Origin of the sequence: Salinibacterium sp. NK8237, assembly GCF_015864955.1 — a bacterium.
Taxonomy (GTDB): domain Bacteria; phylum Actinomycetota; class Actinomycetes; order Actinomycetales; family Microbacteriaceae; genus Rhodoglobus.
This window is the reverse complement of record NZ_JADYWE010000001.1, coordinates 825,202-841,159: the sequence shown is the minus strand read 5'-3', so window position 1 is coordinate 841,159 and position 15,958 is coordinate 825,202. Positions and strand designations below refer to the sequence as shown.

General features: G+C 60.4%; 10 protein-coding genes. 6 read left to right on the top strand and 4 right to left on the bottom strand.

All coding sequences use genetic code 11. From position 1 onward, the window contains the following. Positions 1 to 16 precede the first annotated feature (16 nt). The 3 genes from I6E56_RS04060 to I6E56_RS04050 are packed head-to-tail and all read right to left on the bottom strand — an operon-like array spanning position 17 to position 3,080. Positions 17 to 685, bottom strand: coding sequence for a thioredoxin domain-containing protein (locus tag I6E56_RS04060; RefSeq protein ID WP_197136218.1), 669 nt, complete (start codon positions 683 to 685; stop codon positions 17 to 19). Beyond that, complete coding sequence (locus I6E56_RS04055; protein ID WP_197136217.1) at positions 682 to 2,712, bottom strand: cation-translocating P-type ATPase; 2,031 nt, start codon at positions 2,710 to 2,712, stop codon at positions 682 to 684. Before I6E56_RS04055 ends, I6E56_RS04060 begins: the two co-directional genes overlap by 4 nt. Further along, the gene (locus I6E56_RS04050; protein ID WP_197136216.1) at positions 2,709 to 3,080 is read right to left on the bottom strand and encodes a helix-turn-helix transcriptional regulator; all 372 of its coding nucleotides are present in this window, start codon (positions 3,078 to 3,080) and stop codon (positions 2,709 to 2,711) included. Before I6E56_RS04050 ends, I6E56_RS04055 begins: the two co-directional genes overlap by 4 nt. A gap of 274 nt (positions 3,081 to 3,354) precedes the next feature. On the opposite strand from I6E56_RS04050, the gene I6E56_RS04045 reads away from it, so the two are divergent. Next, complete coding sequence (locus tag I6E56_RS04045; protein WP_231606234.1) at positions 3,355 to 4,320, top strand: TerC/Alx family metal homeostasis membrane protein; 966 nt, start codon at positions 3,355 to 3,357, stop codon at positions 4,318 to 4,320. A 91-nt stretch (positions 4,321 to 4,411) separates the two neighbouring features. Here I6E56_RS04045 and I6E56_RS04040 read toward each other — a convergent pair whose 3' ends face one another. Further along, positions 4,412 to 5,500, bottom strand: coding sequence for a Glu/Leu/Phe/Val dehydrogenase family protein (locus tag I6E56_RS04040; RefSeq protein ID WP_197136215.1), 1,089 nt, complete (start codon positions 5,498 to 5,500; stop codon positions 4,412 to 4,414). Positions 5,501 to 5,657: 157 nt separating this feature from the next. Between I6E56_RS04040 and I6E56_RS04035 the strand changes: the two genes are divergently transcribed. From I6E56_RS04035 to I6E56_RS04015, 5 genes are all read left to right on the top strand, one after another. Further along, positions 5,658 to 6,512: a PP2C family serine/threonine-protein phosphatase gene (locus I6E56_RS04035; protein ID WP_231606233.1), complete on the top strand. Its 855-nt coding sequence runs from the start codon at positions 5,658 to 5,660 to the stop codon at positions 6,510 to 6,512. A 12-nt stretch (positions 6,513 to 6,524) separates the two neighbouring features. After that, positions 6,525 to 7,841, top strand: a complete 1,317-nt coding sequence (locus I6E56_RS04030; protein WP_231606423.1) for an FHA domain-containing protein — start codon at positions 6,525 to 6,527, stop codon at positions 7,839 to 7,841. Next, on the top strand, positions 7,841 to 9,502 hold the full coding sequence (locus I6E56_RS04025) for a serine/threonine-protein kinase (protein WP_197136209.1): 1,662 nt from the start codon (positions 7,841 to 7,843) through the stop codon (positions 9,500 to 9,502). The genes I6E56_RS04030 and I6E56_RS04025 overlap by 1 nt, the downstream gene beginning before the upstream one ends. After that, positions 9,499 to 10,206: a hypothetical protein gene (locus tag I6E56_RS04020; RefSeq protein ID WP_197138063.1), complete on the top strand. Its 708-nt coding sequence runs from the start codon at positions 9,499 to 9,501 to the stop codon at positions 10,204 to 10,206. The genes I6E56_RS04025 and I6E56_RS04020 overlap by 4 nt, the downstream gene beginning before the upstream one ends. Before the next feature lie 148 nt (positions 10,207 to 10,354). Continuing rightward, positions 10,355 to 15,952 carry an Ig-like domain-containing protein gene (locus I6E56_RS04015; protein ID WP_197136207.1) on the top strand — a complete coding sequence of 1,866 codons (5,598 nt, stop codon included), beginning with the start codon at positions 10,355 to 10,357 and terminating at the stop codon, positions 15,950 to 15,952. Positions 15,953 to 15,958 lie beyond the last annotated feature (6 nt).

Below are 15,958 nucleotides of genomic sequence, written 5' to 3'. Positions count from 1 at the left end.
TGGGCGCTGAGTGCAATTAGCCCTTGACCGCGGCGTCAACAGCCTCCGGCAGATTTTCAAGACGACTCGTCTCGATGTATTCGTCGTCCACGAAGAAGGTGGGAGTGCTGTTGACGCCCAGCTCAACACCGGCGTCGAAGTCAGCCTCGACACGCGCCTGCGTGGCGGGTTCGGCAACGGCGGCATCATAGGCATCCATGTCGAGACCGATTTCTTCAGCCAGTGCACGGAAGACATCAGTCTGTGGGGGAGTTCCGCCGGCCCAGTCGCCCTGAGTTTCGAAGAGGCGGTGGTACATGGCCTCGAACTCGCCCTGCTGGGCAGCAGCCTCGGCCGCGATGGCGGCATCCATCGAGTTGAGGTGGCTAGGCAGCGGGAAGTAGCGAACGACGTAGTTGATATCTCCGTCGTACACTTCGCGCATCGCCTCGACGTAGGGGTAGAACTGACCGCAGGCTCCACATTCGAAGTCGAGGAATTCGACAATAGTGACCGCATCGGAGCCGACATTGTCAACGTAATTCGAGTCGCTCGCTACAGCGGAGGCGAGTTCGGAAGAGCCCGAAGTGGTGGTGCTTGCTGTCTCGGTATCGGCGTTCTTCGCCGTCACGTACACAAAGACGAAGGCGGCGACGAGAGCGAGGATGCCCAGTGCAGCAAAGGTGGGCAGGAGGGCTTTCTTCACACGAGACTCCGAACAGGCTGGGATTGACGGCCAGCGCCCACTGCTGAGCGCGAATCAAGGCTATGCGAAAGTCGAGCCGCGCGGAGGCCGTTCACGATGACCACCAGCTCGGCGAGCTCGTGCACGAGCACCACTCCGGCGAGGCCGAGAACGCCCGTGAGCGCCAGCGGGAAAAGACCCACGATGATCGCGAGCGACAGCACGATATTTCCGGTCATGATGCGACGCCCGCGCCGCGCATGAAGCAGCGCCACCGGAATGAGTCTCAGGTCGCTGCCGGTGAAGGCGACATCGGCAGACTCGACCGCCGCTGCCGAGCCTGTCGCACCCATCGCGATACCCACGTCGGCGGTGGCGAGTGCTGGCGCATCGTTGATGCCATCACCGATCATTGCCGTGGGGGACTCCTGGGAGAGTGCGGCGATCGCATCGGCCTTGTCGGCGGGAAGCAGTTCGGCGCGCACATCGCTGATCCCGGCTTCGGCCGCAATCGTCGCTGCAGTTCTGGAGTTGTCACCGGTGAGCATGAGGGTGCGGATGCCCGCGCTCGCCAATTGCGAGACAGCCTCCGCAGCGTCGGGCCGTAGTTCGTCGCGGATGCCGAGTAGCCCGATCACGATGCCGGAGCGTTCGATGGCCATCACGGTCATGCCGTCGTCGGCGAGGCGCAGGGCGGCTGGCGAAAGCTCGCCGGCGTCCATCCAGCGGGTGCTGCCGGCGCGCACGGGAACGCCGTTCACGGTGCCGGATATTCCGCGGCCGGCATCCTCGCGCACCTCGAGTGCTTCGGGGTGGTTGGGTCGTTCGGCAAGAACCGCGTGAGCGAGGGGGTGCGTGCTGTGGGCTTCGAGCGCAGCGGCGATACTGAGCGCCTCGTCGCGCGTCACCCCATCGACGGTTTCGACGGCAACAAGGGTTGGCTGGTTTCGCGTGAGCGTGCCGGTTTTGTCGAAAGCAACGGTGCGGATGCTGCCCATGCGTTCGAAGGCGGCGCCCGATTTCACGATGATTCCGAGCTTGCTCGCGGAGCCAATCGCCGAGATGACCGTCACAGGAACGGCGATCGCGAGGGCGCACGGCGATGCGGCCACAAGCACGACGAGCGCTCGTTCGGTCCAGAGTTCGGGATCGCCGACGAGGAAGCCGAATCCAACAATGGCGGCGGCGACTCCCAAGACGATCGGCACGAGAGGACGAGCGATTCTGTCGGCCAGTCGAGCACGTTCGCCCTTGCGCCCATTCGCTTCTTCGACAAGGCGCACGATGGTTGTCAGGGAGTTGTCGGTGCCAGCCGCGGTGGTGCGGATGCGCAAAGCACCCTCACCGTTGATCGAACCGGCGAGCACAGCGTCGCCGGTGTCTACCGCGGCGGGCAGCGATTCGCCCGTCACGGCGGAGGTATCGATGCTGCCGCGACCACTCACCACGATGCCATCCGAGGCGACGCGCTCACCGGCGCGCACGACAAGAACGTCACCGATCACGATGTCGCGAGTCGGTACGCTCAGCTGGGCCCCTTCGCGCTCGACCACTACCGCGTCGGGAATAAGCGAGAGCAGAGCGCGCAATCCTTGGCGTGCGCGATCCATTGCGCGATCTTCGAGCGCTTCGGCGATGGAGAAAAGGAAGGCGAGGGCGGCAGCCTCGCCGACATGGCCCAGGAGTACCGCACCGATGGCGGCAATTGTCATCAGTAGCCCAACGCCGAGGGAGCCGCGGAGCAGGCGACGCACGGCACCCGGCACGAACGTTGTTGCGCCCGCGAGGAGGCTCAGAAACTGCAGGGTGAAGGTGACCCCGTCAGCGACACCGGACCAGCCAACAACGACGGATGCCGCGAGAAGCGCTCCCGAGGCTGCAGGCAGCGCGAGGGCTCGATCTTTCCACCACGGCGCGAGGGCCTCGTCCGCTTGTGACGTTGGGAGTGCGTCAGGGGTGGTGCCGGCGGAAGCGGTGCCGAGCAGGGTTACGGACTCGGGGGCGCGTGACTTGAGCGGAGCATCCACACCACAGCATTCTTCGCTCATGCGGTCACCTCGGCGGTGGTGTTGGGGGTGCAGCAGAACGGGTCGTTGCAGTTCTCGCCGGCGCAGGGTGTGCCGTCATCGACGGCGAGCACGACGTTGAGGAGGTCATTGAGGGCGTGGGCAAGGTGGGGGTCCGAAATGTCATAGCGGGTCGAGCGACCTTCAGGTGTCGCAACGACGAGCCCGCAGCCGCGCAGGCAGGTGAGATGGTTGGAGACGTTGCTGCGTGTGAGCTCGAGATCGTGCGCCAGCTGCACGGGATACCCGGGCTTTTCGAGTAGAGAGAGAAGAATGCGGGCGCGAGTGGGGTCGGTCATGGCCCGGCCTAGGCGGTTCATGACATCGACACGAGAAGCAATGGTCAGCATGCACTGACCATACAGCAGATGCTGACCAATGCGCACATGCGGGAGCGGCGGGAAATCAGACTATTCACGCGCGGTGGTCGGCTATCATGGTGAACGCGAAGGGGAGTATCCCACCTCGTTGTACTCGTCAATACGAACCACTCAGTAGTGGTTCCGGGGCAACGGCATCCACGTCTCTGGCGGATGCGGGAGAGACTTTCGAGTCTTACTACGCCTCGAAACCTTTGAACGGATTCTTTTGACTACTCTGCCTATTTGGTTTGAAGTGACGTCGATGTCAGTACTGCTGATCATTTTGACGGCCGACCTCATCATGGCCTACAAGCGCCCGCACATTCCGAGCACCAAGGAATCAGCATTGTGGGTTGGTTTCTATGTGAGCCTCGCCCTTGTTTTCGCTCTCATGATGTTCCTGCTCGGTGATGTCGAACAGGCCGGCCAATTCATTGCCGGTTGGGTCACGGAATACAGTCTCTCGATCGACAATCTCTTTGTCTTCGTGATTATCATGGGGCGTTTCTCGGTGCCGCGAAAGTACCAACAAGAGGTGCTGATGGTGGGCATCCTGATCGCTCTCGTGCTGCGCGGAATCTTCATTCTGCTCGGTGCGCAACTGATTGAGAACTTCAGCTTCATCTTCTACATCTTTGGTGCGTTCTTGCTCTACACGGCCATCCGTCAAGTGTTCGAAGACCACGACGACATGGAACAAACCGAGAGCGGCATCATCCGCTACTTGCGCAGACACATCAATATCTCCCCGAACTTCGACGGTGGCAAAGTTCGCACCGTGATCGACGGCAAAAAGGTCTTCACGCCGATTCTCGTGGTCTTTATCGCGCTGGGTATTACTGATCTCGTGTTCGCGATCGACTCGATTCCGGCAATCTTCGGAATCACGACCGACCCCTTCATCGTGTTCGCGGCCAACATCTTTGCTCTGATGGGCCTTCGCCAGTTGTACTTCCTTCTTGGCGATCTCATCGACAAGCTCGAGTACCTGCACTACGGCATCGCCTTCGTGCTCGCCTTCATCGGTGTCAAGTTGTTCTTCCACGCCATGCACGTCAATGAGCTGCCGTTTATCAACGGCGGAGAGCCGATTCTGTGGGCACCTGAGATTGGCACCTGGACCTCGCTGATCGTGATTCTTGCCGCGATGGCTGTTGCGGTTGTCGCGAGCCTCTCCAAGATGCGCCGCGACAAGAAGCGTGAGCTCGCCGAACTCTCGGTCGACTAAGCGGCACTGCCCGCAACGGACAACGCGCGGTGGCGCACTCTGAGCAATAGCTCGAGGGTGGGCCACCGCGCGTCGCGGTTAACGCTGTTCTTTAGAACACGGTGACAAGGCGCGACTGCGCGAGGCGTTCTGCGGCGTCCAAGGTGGTGATGCCCTGGGCTGCGGCATCGCGGAAGATCGTGGTCACGGTGTCACCGATGGCCTCGACGCGCTTCGCAATGGCGTCGGCATCCGCATCCGGCTCCGAAGCCATGTCGAGGTAGATCACACCGCCACCGTTCACCACGAAGTCGGGCGCCCAGAGAATGCCGCGCTCGGCGAGGGCTTCGGCGCCATCATGCTGGGCAAGCTGGTTATTCGCGGCTCCGACAACACCGCTGACGTTGAGCTCGCGGATGACGCGAGGGCTAAGCGCACCGCCCATGCCGCAGGGGATGTAGAGGTCAGCAACCACGCTGTGCGCTTCATCGGCGTCAACCCAGTTGGCGTCGAGTTCTGCTGCAAGCAGTTTGCGGTCGAGGTTGACATCGGTGACGGTGAGCACAGCGCCGGCTGCGGTGAGGGAGCGAGCCAAGCGGCCACCGACCTGGCCGAGTCCAGAAATGACGAGATGACGTCCGGCAAGGTCCCGCGTGCCGAACAGTGCTTCGCAGGTGGCGAGGATGCTCGCGTGCACGCCTGCTGCGGTGGCATCCGCCGGCTCGCCCGCGCCGCCCTGGTCGGCAGGGAGACCACACACATGTTCGGTGCGCTCGGCAACGATCGACATGAGCTCGGCGCTCGTGCCGACATCTTCGGCCGTCATATATGCGCCGTTGAGGCTCTCGATGGCGTCGCCGAGATCGAGCATGGCCTCACGCTTCTGATCCGCCGTGAGGGTGACGCCCATGGGGATATGGATGACCGACTTGCCGCCACCACGGTTGAGGCCGGCCGCAGAGTTCTTGAGCGTCATCGCGGCGGAGAGGCGCAGGGAGTCAGCGACAGCGTCGGTCCAGTGCGGATAGTTCCACATTCGGGCGCCGCCAAGGGCTTGGCCGAGAACGGTGGAATGAACGGCAACGGTAATGACAAGCCCCGAACGTTTGCCTGTTGAAATCAGAACGTTCTCGTGCGTGAAATCCGCATTTTCGAGAGCGGATACGGGGGCTTCTAGCGTCGTTGATGCGTGCGAAATCATGAACTTCTCCTGCGTGTGGGCCTTGTGGGCAAAACAACAAAATGGCAAGTGGTGGTAGCGCGAGGGTGGTGCGCTCTGGTCAGCATACCGCCGGGTTTCCGCGGTGTCCTCTATTCATTGCTACGTTGATACCTGACAAATGCTTGGGGGCACAATGATGGTTTCGGATCAGCACGAAATTCTGCTGCCCAGTGGACCTGTCACCGTTAAAGTGTCGGCCGCATCCGACCGTGGATCCGTGCGCTCGCTCAATGAAGACAGCCTGCTTGTGCTGCCGCAGGTCTACCTTGTCGCCGACGGAATGGGTGGGCATTCCTTTGGAGATCGCGCAAGCCAATGCGTCGTGCAAAGCTTCGCTCGCGCTGTGGCACGCCACAGCTTTCTCACGCCGGAACATATTGTTCAGGCGATTACCGAAGCCAACTCGGCGGTCATCGCGCTCAGGGGAGAAGATGATGGGGTATCGGGTACGACCCTTTCCGGCATCGCTCTCGTTGCTGTCGGCGCCGATTCAGAACCGCGGTGGATGGCCTTCAACGTGGGAGACTCACGGGTTTATAGCTGGAACGGTCGTGAGCTCGAGCAGGTCACGGTCGACCACTCGGCCGTGCAAGAACTTGTCGACCTTGGCCACATCACCGCCCTCGAAGCGACATCGCACCCCGACCGTAACGTCATCACGCGTGCTCTCGGCATCCACTCGCACGTGAACCCCGACGTGTGGTTGCTCCCGGTCGCAGCCCGACACACTTTTTTGGCGTGCTCAGACGGGCTGACTAAGGAGCTCGACGACGATCTCATCGCCGGAATCCTCGCTGATCGTTCAGCGTTGAACGACAACGAAACAATTGCTGACCGGCTTGTTGCGGGTGCGATTGCCGCTGGTGGTTCCGACAACGTGACCGTCATCGTGGTGGATGCTGCCCGCGCAGCGAGCGCAGATACGGCAGAAGAAGACACCGTCGATCGCGCCGTCTCGCATCACCTCGAACAAACCCGACCCAGGAAGTAGATCGCAGTGGTCATGAAATACCTTTATGCCCCACCGACTGACACATCGTGGTCGGCGGTCGTTGGTGACGAGCTAATCGTGTGTGTCGACTCGTCTGAGGAGAGTCTTCTCGCGACCCTGTGGGCGAATCGGGCGCTCGGCGCGCAACACGCAGTCGAAGCACTGAGTGCTCGAGGGTTAGCAGCAACTCCAGCATTCGCGCTTGTTGAGTGGACGGCTGAACACGAGAACCCTGCTGGCGCGCGAGTGATCGTTCGTGGCGCAGTGAGTGTCTCCCTGACTACTCGCGCGGGCAACGAAACGGTGAGCGGTGCGCGAGTCAGTACGTGGGCCGAGAGCTATTTCGATGACGTCATCGATTGCACCATTTCTGTCAACGAGTCCACTGCGACCGAGTCGCTACCTATCGTTGCTGGCGTGGTGAAGACAGCTCGCCTGAACTGCACGCATAACGAAGAAGCATCGCAAGTTCACGATGTGAAGGTTGACGAGCAGGTTCCCGGGATACGCGCCGCACTGCTTGGCGAGGCAGAAGCGTCCGCTGCGGTTGCCCCGGTGAACGCCGCAAGCCCACTATCGGAAACGACGATTGCTGACCGACCCCCTGGGGTCGCTGACGTAGCTGGGGTTGCTGACGTTGCTCAGGCTGTGGCCGAGGAACCCGACATTGGTCGATCGAGCGACCTCAATAATGATGGCCAAGGGTACGATTTTCTCTTCGGCGAGACAGTGATGCGCGACGTGTCTGAGGCTGCCAACGCGCATAACGATGAAGCTGAAACGCCAGCAGCTGGCGGTAGTAACTCCGCGGGGGCGACGGACCTGATCGGTACTGCACCGCAGTTCTCCGAACCGGTGGCTCCCGTAGCCGTCGACCGGCCAGAGCCGGAGGGCGATCACGACGGCATGACAATAATGACGAGTGATCTGGTTGGCCTTCGCTCGCAGCGCCCCGCTGCTGCTGTCGACGAGGTTCCTCTCCCGCCGCTGTCGGCGCTTTACTTGCAGCTTTCGACCGGTGCGCGCGAAGTGCTGTCGCAACCAATTCTGGTCGGCCGCGCGCCAACAGTGAGCAAGGTATCTGGCGGATCCCTCCCGCGGCTTGTCACGATCCCCGGAGATAAGGACATCTCCCGAAACCACGTTCAGATTGTCGTCGAAGGCGGAACGGTGGTTGTCACCGATTTGCACTCTCGAAATGGCACGCATGTTGCGCTACCCGGCCGCCAAGCGCAACGTTTGCGAGCTGGCGAACCGACGGCGGTTATCGTCGGCACTGTCATCGATCTCGGCGGCGACGTCACCCTCACCGTGGGCGAGGAGTCATAGTGCGTCGGGCCCCGTCAACACCGCCTGAGCTGCGGGGTTATACCTTTGTGAAGCTCCTGGGGTCTGGTGGCTTCAGCGACGTTTTTCTGTACGATCAGCACCTGCCCAAGCGCCGCGTTGCCGTAAAAGTGTTGCTGACCGAAGATCTTGCTCCGGCGACTCGAGCATCGTTTGTCGCCGAGGCAAACCTGATGGCTCAATTGTCAGCCCACCCTTACATCGTCTCCATTTTTCACGCGGATGTTGCCGCCGACGATCGTCCCTACTTCGTGATGGAGTACTGCTCAGGGCCGAGCCTGGCGGAACGCTACAAGAGTGAACCGCTCCCCGTGACCGATGTGCTGCGGGTGGGAATCCGGGTGAGCGGTGCGGTGGCTACTGCACACGCGGCTGGCATTCTGCACCGCGACATCAAGCCCGCGAACGTGCTGACCAATGATTATGGGTGGCCGGCACTCACCGACTTCGGGATCTCATCTGCGCTTGACGAGGACATTCCGTTGCATACGAGCTCGCGTTCGCCTTTGACGGAAGAAAGTGGCTCGACCACTGGAGCGTCAATCGGCATGTCTGTGCCGTGGTCGCCTCCCGAAATGTTCGAGGACGACCCGAATCCAGATGTTCGAGCTGACGTGTTTTCACTCGCAGCGACGCTCTACACCCTGCTCGCCGGGCACACTCCGTTCGAGGTGCGAGGGCGATCCAACGGAGCGCTCGATCTCATAGGCCGTATCGAACGTGGTCTCATTACGCCGCTCACTCGAGACGACGTGCCGGCGAGTCTGCTTGCCGTCTTGCGAAAGGGCATGGCATCGCGCCGTGACGATCGGTTTGCGACCGCGCTCGACTTTGCTCGGGCATTGCAACGTGTCGAACTGGAATTGGGCTATGCACCGACAACAGTCGACGTGCCGAATCTGGCGGTTGACCAGGTAACCCATTCCGGTACCGATGCTGGTGATGACGATGCAACACGTGCCCGCGGTGTGGCAACCATCGATGCGCAGCCCGCATCCGCAACGTTGAAGTCGTTTGAGAAACCGCCGCAGATCCCTCTCGCGGGTAGCGGGAGCAGCGCAGACGAGACGCAACTGCGCGGCGCTCCTCACCGCGTTGTTCAGCCGCCCCAGCCAGAGCTTGGCGAGACCGTTGTTCGCCGACGGCCCGCGGCCGATCCGGTTGCCGATGTCACGACGGAACCGTTTGAGCTGACGAATGCCAGCGCGGCCACTGAAAAAGCTCCGCCCTCACGACGAAAAGCGGCGACCTGGATCATCGGCGGTGTTGCCGTTGTGCTGGGGGGCGCAGTCGCAATTGCGGTTCTCGTGACCAACCCCGTCTCAACAGAGCTGCCGCCCGTTTCCGCACCGACCGCAGCGCCCACCTCGGCGGTAGTGGAGACCGTGCCGACACCGGTATTGGTATCGGCAGAAGAGTCAGCAGGTTCGGTCACGTTCACGATTGACAACCCCGCTGCTGAAGAGGGTGATCGCATCATCTGGAAGCGTGTCGGGCGCGAGAGCGAACCGGTACGGCAATCTGATAATGGCGTCATCCCCGTCGATGGTTATGTTGCGGGATCGACGTTGTGCATTGATGTTCGCATTGTGCGTGCAGGCACCGAGTCTGCCAATCCTCTGGAGGCGTGTTTTCCCGAATGAATCCGCTGAAGATTGAATTTTGTGGCGAGTGGTACGACATCACCCACCCCAATGATTTTCATGTCGGGCGCGAATCCGATCTCGTCATTGATGACAATCCCTACTTGCATCGTCGGTTTCTTCGCATCTACGAAGACTTCGGAATGTGGTGGCTCGGCAATGTGGGAAACCTGCTCACCGCGACAGTGACGGATGCGACCGGCCAAGTGCAGGCGTGGTTGGCACCTGGTGCACGACTTCCGATCGTTTTTCCTCAAATGCAGGTGCTGTTCAGCGCTGGGTCTACGACCTATGAGTTCACGATTCATGCCGGCGATGACTACTTCAACACCTCGACGTCCATTGCGGGTTCCGGTGGCTCGACGACAATTGGGCCGATCCCTCTCACCTCCTCCCAGCGGCTGCTTATCGTGGCGCTTGCCGAGGGCGTGCTGCGGCAGGCAACCGCGGGGCGCGGCGATATCCCCACGTCTGCTGCGGTGGCCGCGCGGCTCGGCTGGTCGATCACTACCTTCAATCGCAAGCTCGACAACGTCTGCGAGAAGTTAGATAAGCGGGGCGTCGCCGGACTGCGAGGGGGCAAAGACAACCTTGCGACCAATAGGAGGTTGCGACTGGTGGAGTTCGCCGTCGCAACGCGACTTGTCGACAAAGACGATCTCTATCTTCTCGAACGCAATGACGAGGAGAGCCGCACCCCGTGAGCGCGGGCCTCACGAGGGGAGAAGTACCCATGGCTGTGGCTCGCTAGAATAACCTGAAAAATGCTAGGGTAACTCCCAGAACTTGGTCGAGGATTTGTCAGCGTGATCGTGTGCACGCAAGCTGTGCGGAATTCGGGAGAAGTGCAACGTGAAGCTGTCTATCGGTACAGCGCGCACTCGCAAGACAGTGGCATCCGCTGTCATCGTGTCTCTCGTCATTGGTGTACCGCTCACGTTCGCAGCTCTGCACCCCGGATTTCCCGTTTCTGATGTCGACCTCATCGCCAGCGATGTTTGGGTCACGAACGGCGAGCAGCTTCTCGGCGGTCGACTGAATCGCCAAATCGACGAGCTCAATGGCTCAGTTATCGCCTCAAGCGCGCAATTTGATGTGCTTCAAGATGGCGACGCGCTCTTCATGAACGACCCGGTCGCTCATCGCGTTGAGTCAGTCGATCCGGCAACGACTGAAGTTACGTCTGCAATCGACGTGCCACCCGACGCCGAAGTTTCTTTCGGCGGAACAAATCTGGCGATCGTGTCGCCCAAGGGTGAGCTCTGGGTCGTGCCGGCAGTGGGCGATCTTCAGTTCAACTACGTGTCGGACCCCGCGTTGATTTCGCTCGGGGCCGGTGGGCGAGCAACGGTCACGTCCGACGGTGTTGTCATTGCCGTGTCACCAGTGAACAAGGCGATTTACCGCGTTGAGACGATCGCCGATGAACCGGTGAAGTCTGATTTCCCAGCAGTGGGCGAGTTTCAGATTGCCGCCGCTGGCGAGTCAGCCGTGATTTTCGACCAGTCGACGAATGAACTGCTCACGGAAGATGGGCGCAGCTATCCGTTGGATAAGCCGGGGTTGCGCTTGCAACAGTCAAGCGCCGAGGCCAGCTTTGCGCTTGTGGCTACTGGGGACTCTCTTCAGCGGTTCGAGCTAAGCAGCGGGGTTCTTACGGACATCCCTGCGGACATCTCTACTCCGTCAGATGACGTGGCGAATGTTTCAGCTCCTGTCGCCCTCGAGGGCTGTGCGCATGGGGCGTGGGCTTCTGCACAGCGTTATGTTCTCGCGTGCACTGGCAGCGATCCACAGACGCAGACAATTGCTGAGCCGACGCAAGGTAGCGTGCTCGAGTTCCGAGTCAATCGGTCGGTGATTGCGCTTAACAATCTGTCAAACGGCAACGTGTGGTTGGTCGATGAGAACATGCGTCTCGTCGAGAACTGGGAAGACGTCACGCCGCCGGAGGACGAAGAGTCTGAAGAAGAGGGCGACGAAAAGTCGTCGATCCAGTCTTTCGAAGACACTCTCGCTGAGCGCACGGATGCCAACCGCGATCCGGTCGCGACAGATGATGAATTTGGGGTTCGGCCAGGAAGAACAACAGTGTTCACGGTGCTCGATAACGACACCGACGCCGACGGGGACGTGCTTGTAATTTCAGCGTACGACCGCATCGCCGAATCGACAGGACGACTCGACCTCATCGATGGCGGCCGTGCGCTGCAATTCACCCCCGTCCCAGATTTTGTCGGGTCGATTGCGTTTAACTACACAATTGATGATGGTCGGGGCGGAACGGACCAGGCACGGGTCGCTGCCACGATCATTCCCGAGGGGCGCAACGAGCTGCCCGTGAGTGTTCGTGAAGCGGGCATCAGCGTCGAAGCCAATCAGACCGTCAGCTACAACGTCTTGGCTGATTGGAAAGACCCAGACGGCGACGACCTCTATCTGATTGCGGCGTCGCCAAAGTCTGGTGACCTCGTCAGATTTACTCCCGATGGGTTTGTCACCTTCACTCACCAGACCTCTGAACTGGGGGAGAAAGAAGTCTCCTTCCTCGTCTCGGACGGTGGAGATACTCCGGCCCAAGGCGAGCTCATCGTCACGGTAGAACCTGCCGGAACCTTGAACCCCGTGGGAACACCCGACTTCGCTTCGGTGTTCGAAACAGAGACCGTCGTCATCGAGCCACTGCTCAACGACCTGTCACCGTCCGGCGCCCAGCTCAGTCTTATCGCCCTGGATGAGGCAGACAACGGGGCGGTGGCCTCGTTCGACAGCGATCGTGGTGAAATCACCTTCAGCTCGTCATCCGCAGGAATTTACTACCTGACCTACTCGCTCAGTGCCGGTGCAAACACCAGCGTCGGGCTGGTGCGGATCGACGTCTTGCCCAACCCGGCATCCGCTGAACTTCCGCCGGTTGCCGTCAAAGACACCGCCTATCTGCGCGGGGATGAACCGACCACTGTCTCAGTCTTGTCTAACGATGTGAGCCCCAGCGGCAACATCCTCGCGGTGCAGTCAATCGATGTCGACCCGGCTCTCACGGCAAAGGGTCTCGTGGTCGAATTGCTCGAGAGCACCCTGATAAGAGTTACCTCGCCGGCGGCGCTCACCAGCCAAGTCAACTTTACGTACACGATTTCGGATGGCGTCAACACAGCAAGTGCCGGAGTTACTGTCGTTCCGGTGCCCGCCCTCACCAAGCACCAGCCACCGGTTGCTATCGATGACGCGGCCAAAGTTCGCGCCGGCGACATCATCACGCTTGACGTGCTCGACAACGACTTCCACCCTGACGACAGCCCGATGTCTCTTGCGACAGAGCTCGTTACTGAACCTCTGGAGGGCGTTGCATTCGTCAGCCACGACATGCTGCGCTTCCAAGCGCCGACCGTTCCCGGTGCGTACACCGTTGACTATCGGGTTATCGACCCCTTCGGTGAGACCGCTGCAGCGACGGCAACTTTTACGGTCACGCCGGTCGATGCGGATTCGAACCAAGATCCGACGCCGACTGCGCTGATTGCTCGTGTGCTCGCTGGTGGCGAGATCAGGGTGGAGATCCCTCTCAGCACTGTCGACCCCGATGGTGATTCGACTCAGTTGCTGAGATTCCCGACTAACCCGACGCTGGGTGCCGTTACCGAGTTTGGTGCCGACTACTTCATTTATGAGTCGTCTCCGGCAGCCTCCGGAACAGATTCATTCAGCTACGAAGTGGTCGATGCTTTCGGGGCGACAGGTGTTGGCGACATCAAGATTGCGGTTATCCCTGAACCGGACGAGCTCCAGGATCCCAGTGCGGTTCCCGATAGCGTGGCCATTCGGCCGGGCCGAACGGCGCAAATTGATCTCACTGAAAACGACTCTGATCCTCAAGGTGCGCGCATTTCGGTAGCGCCAGATCTTATTGACGTGCCGGACGGTGTTTCTGCAGAAGTCATTGGCGGGCAATTCTTAGTGATCGAGGCGCCAGAGACTGAACAATCGTTCTCGTTGAGGTATCGCTTGGAAAACACCAGGGGTGGATCAGCCGTGAGCTACGTGCTGGTTCAGGTCACGCCGGATGCTCCGATTCTTCCGCCCTCGGCTGACGACATCAGCATCCTGAAGAAAGATATTGCGGGAAAGGAATCGGTCACCGTTGATCTGTTCGATGGTCACGCATTCAATCCCGCTGGACGAACCGAAGATCTCGTAGTTGAGCTCGAGGGAGCGAACGCTGACTCGGGTGTTCTTGGCGAAGTAAACGGTCAGATCGAAGTCATCCCAGGCCCGACGAGGCAGGCGATCACCTACAGCGTGACGAACGCGGTAGACGAGTTAACCGCTCGCGCCTTCATTCTCGTTCCGGCGGCTGTCGACGAGAATTTTGACGAACCACCGGCTATCGATCCAGACTTGCCGACCCAATACGTCGGGATGAACGAGACTCGAGAGTGGAAGCTGTCGGATATCGTCGTCGTGCCCTCGGGCCGTGACGCGTGGATTCCTGACGCGACTTCGGTGAGCTCAGTTCAGGGCGATGGTTCGTCGAATTTTGTCGATGAAGAGACCATCACTTTCACTCCGGCGTTGGACTATCGCGGTCCGGCATCCGTCAGTTTCACGGTGACCGATGGCGCATCCCAAAATGACCCAGCGGGCAACTATGCGGGTCTTCGGATGAATATTGTCGTTGGTGATCCTGATTTCCGGGACACAGCGCCAGAGTTCACGACTCCCAACACCCAGGTTGAAGTGGGCGAGACGACGGTTCTTGACCTGCGAGATTCGACCGCGCACCCGAACGCCACCATTATTGGCGAGGTTACGTACTCAAACCTCACCGGCGCGAGCGACGGCCTCGATGCGAGTCTCAGCGGATCCGAACTCAACCTGAACGTGCCGCGGAATACCCCTAAGGGCACGACAATCACGTTGGGCGTGACCCTGCGCTGGGACAAGTTTGAGGTTCCTGGCACGATCAACGTGACGGTTGTCGGGTCTACCCGACCGCTCGCTGTTGCTGTGTCTGATGCAGTGGAGACTCAGCGTGGCGATGGGGCCGTCACCGTGAATCCGCTGACGAACGATTCGAATCCGTATCAGACCACCGGCGAAGAGCTGAATATTGTGAACGCGCGAGTTCAGAACACCGGTGAGCCAGCAGACGTGACTTTCACCGCAAATACCGTGACCATTCGACCAGATGCGGCGCTCAAGAGCGGTGTGATCGAAGTGGTGTACACGATCGCGGATGCCACGGATGATGCTGACCGCGAAGTCAACGGCACGATCACTCTTGTTGTCAGTGACATTCCCGATCAGGTGCAGAAGCCAACCCAGGATGCTGGTTCCGCCATCGGCGGCAACGAATCGGCGACGTGGCGTTTCGTCGCCCCGGCGACCAATGGCAAGCCGATCACCGGCTACGAAGTGCGCACGACTCCTGCTGTTGCGAACCTACCGACTGATTGCCAAGCGGGCGCTTCGTGCACGATCACGGGGCTTCAGAACGGAACGTCGTACACCTTCGGCGTGCGCGCGATCAATGAGCACGGTCCGGGAGAGTGGTCGCCGACGAGCGACCAGATCACTCCGTATGGCACTCCGGCCACACCGACGGTGACGGCTTCGGTCGAGAGCCGTTGGGCGCCGAGCGGTCAGGTTTCGGCATCGTGGCCAGCAGTGGGCGGCACCGGAGGAACCACAACCTATTACTGGACGTCAAGCAACGGCCAATCAGGCAGCACTACCGGCACGACGGCGACGACATCGGCCAACTTGTCTGCAGGAAACTACACGTTCACTGTGTACGCCCAAAACTCGGGCGGCAAGAGTGGCGCGAAGGGAACCTCGAACTCAGCGCAGATTCAGAACCAGACGGTTCCCGCCCAAGTCTCGGGGGTTTCCGGCTCCGTGACGAAGAGCACCACGGCGGGAACAATTGCGTGGACCTGGAACGCTAGCGGGGGAGGCGTAGCCGTCACTGACAATCTGCAGTACAAATGGACCCTGAGCAACGGCGCAACAGGCACGACCACATCCACCAGCACGACGACATCGGGCTTGCCTGCCGCATCCAATTACACCCTCACTGTCGTCGCGTACAACAATGCTGGGACCGGTCCTGCCGGATCCTCTAGCGCCGGCCCGATTGTCACGCCAGCACCGCCCGCAGTCGCGTCACTGTGTCTCTACTTCGACGGTGAATCTCCAGGAGTCCACAATCTCGGAATCAATTGGAGCGGGCAGGCAAACAGTTCCCACACCATGGAGATCTACGACAACAGTGGAAGCTTCAGCAATCACAGCTACACCGGTCTCTGGCCCGATGGTCACCAGCGCACCACGCAGTGGAAAGTGTGGAACAGAGTGCGCGGTAACGCAGATGGCCGCTATGAAGTCTGGGTGAAATTTGATGGTGTGGACAGCGCCCACCGCGCTATTCAAGATCTTCCCGCCTGTTAATGTCGC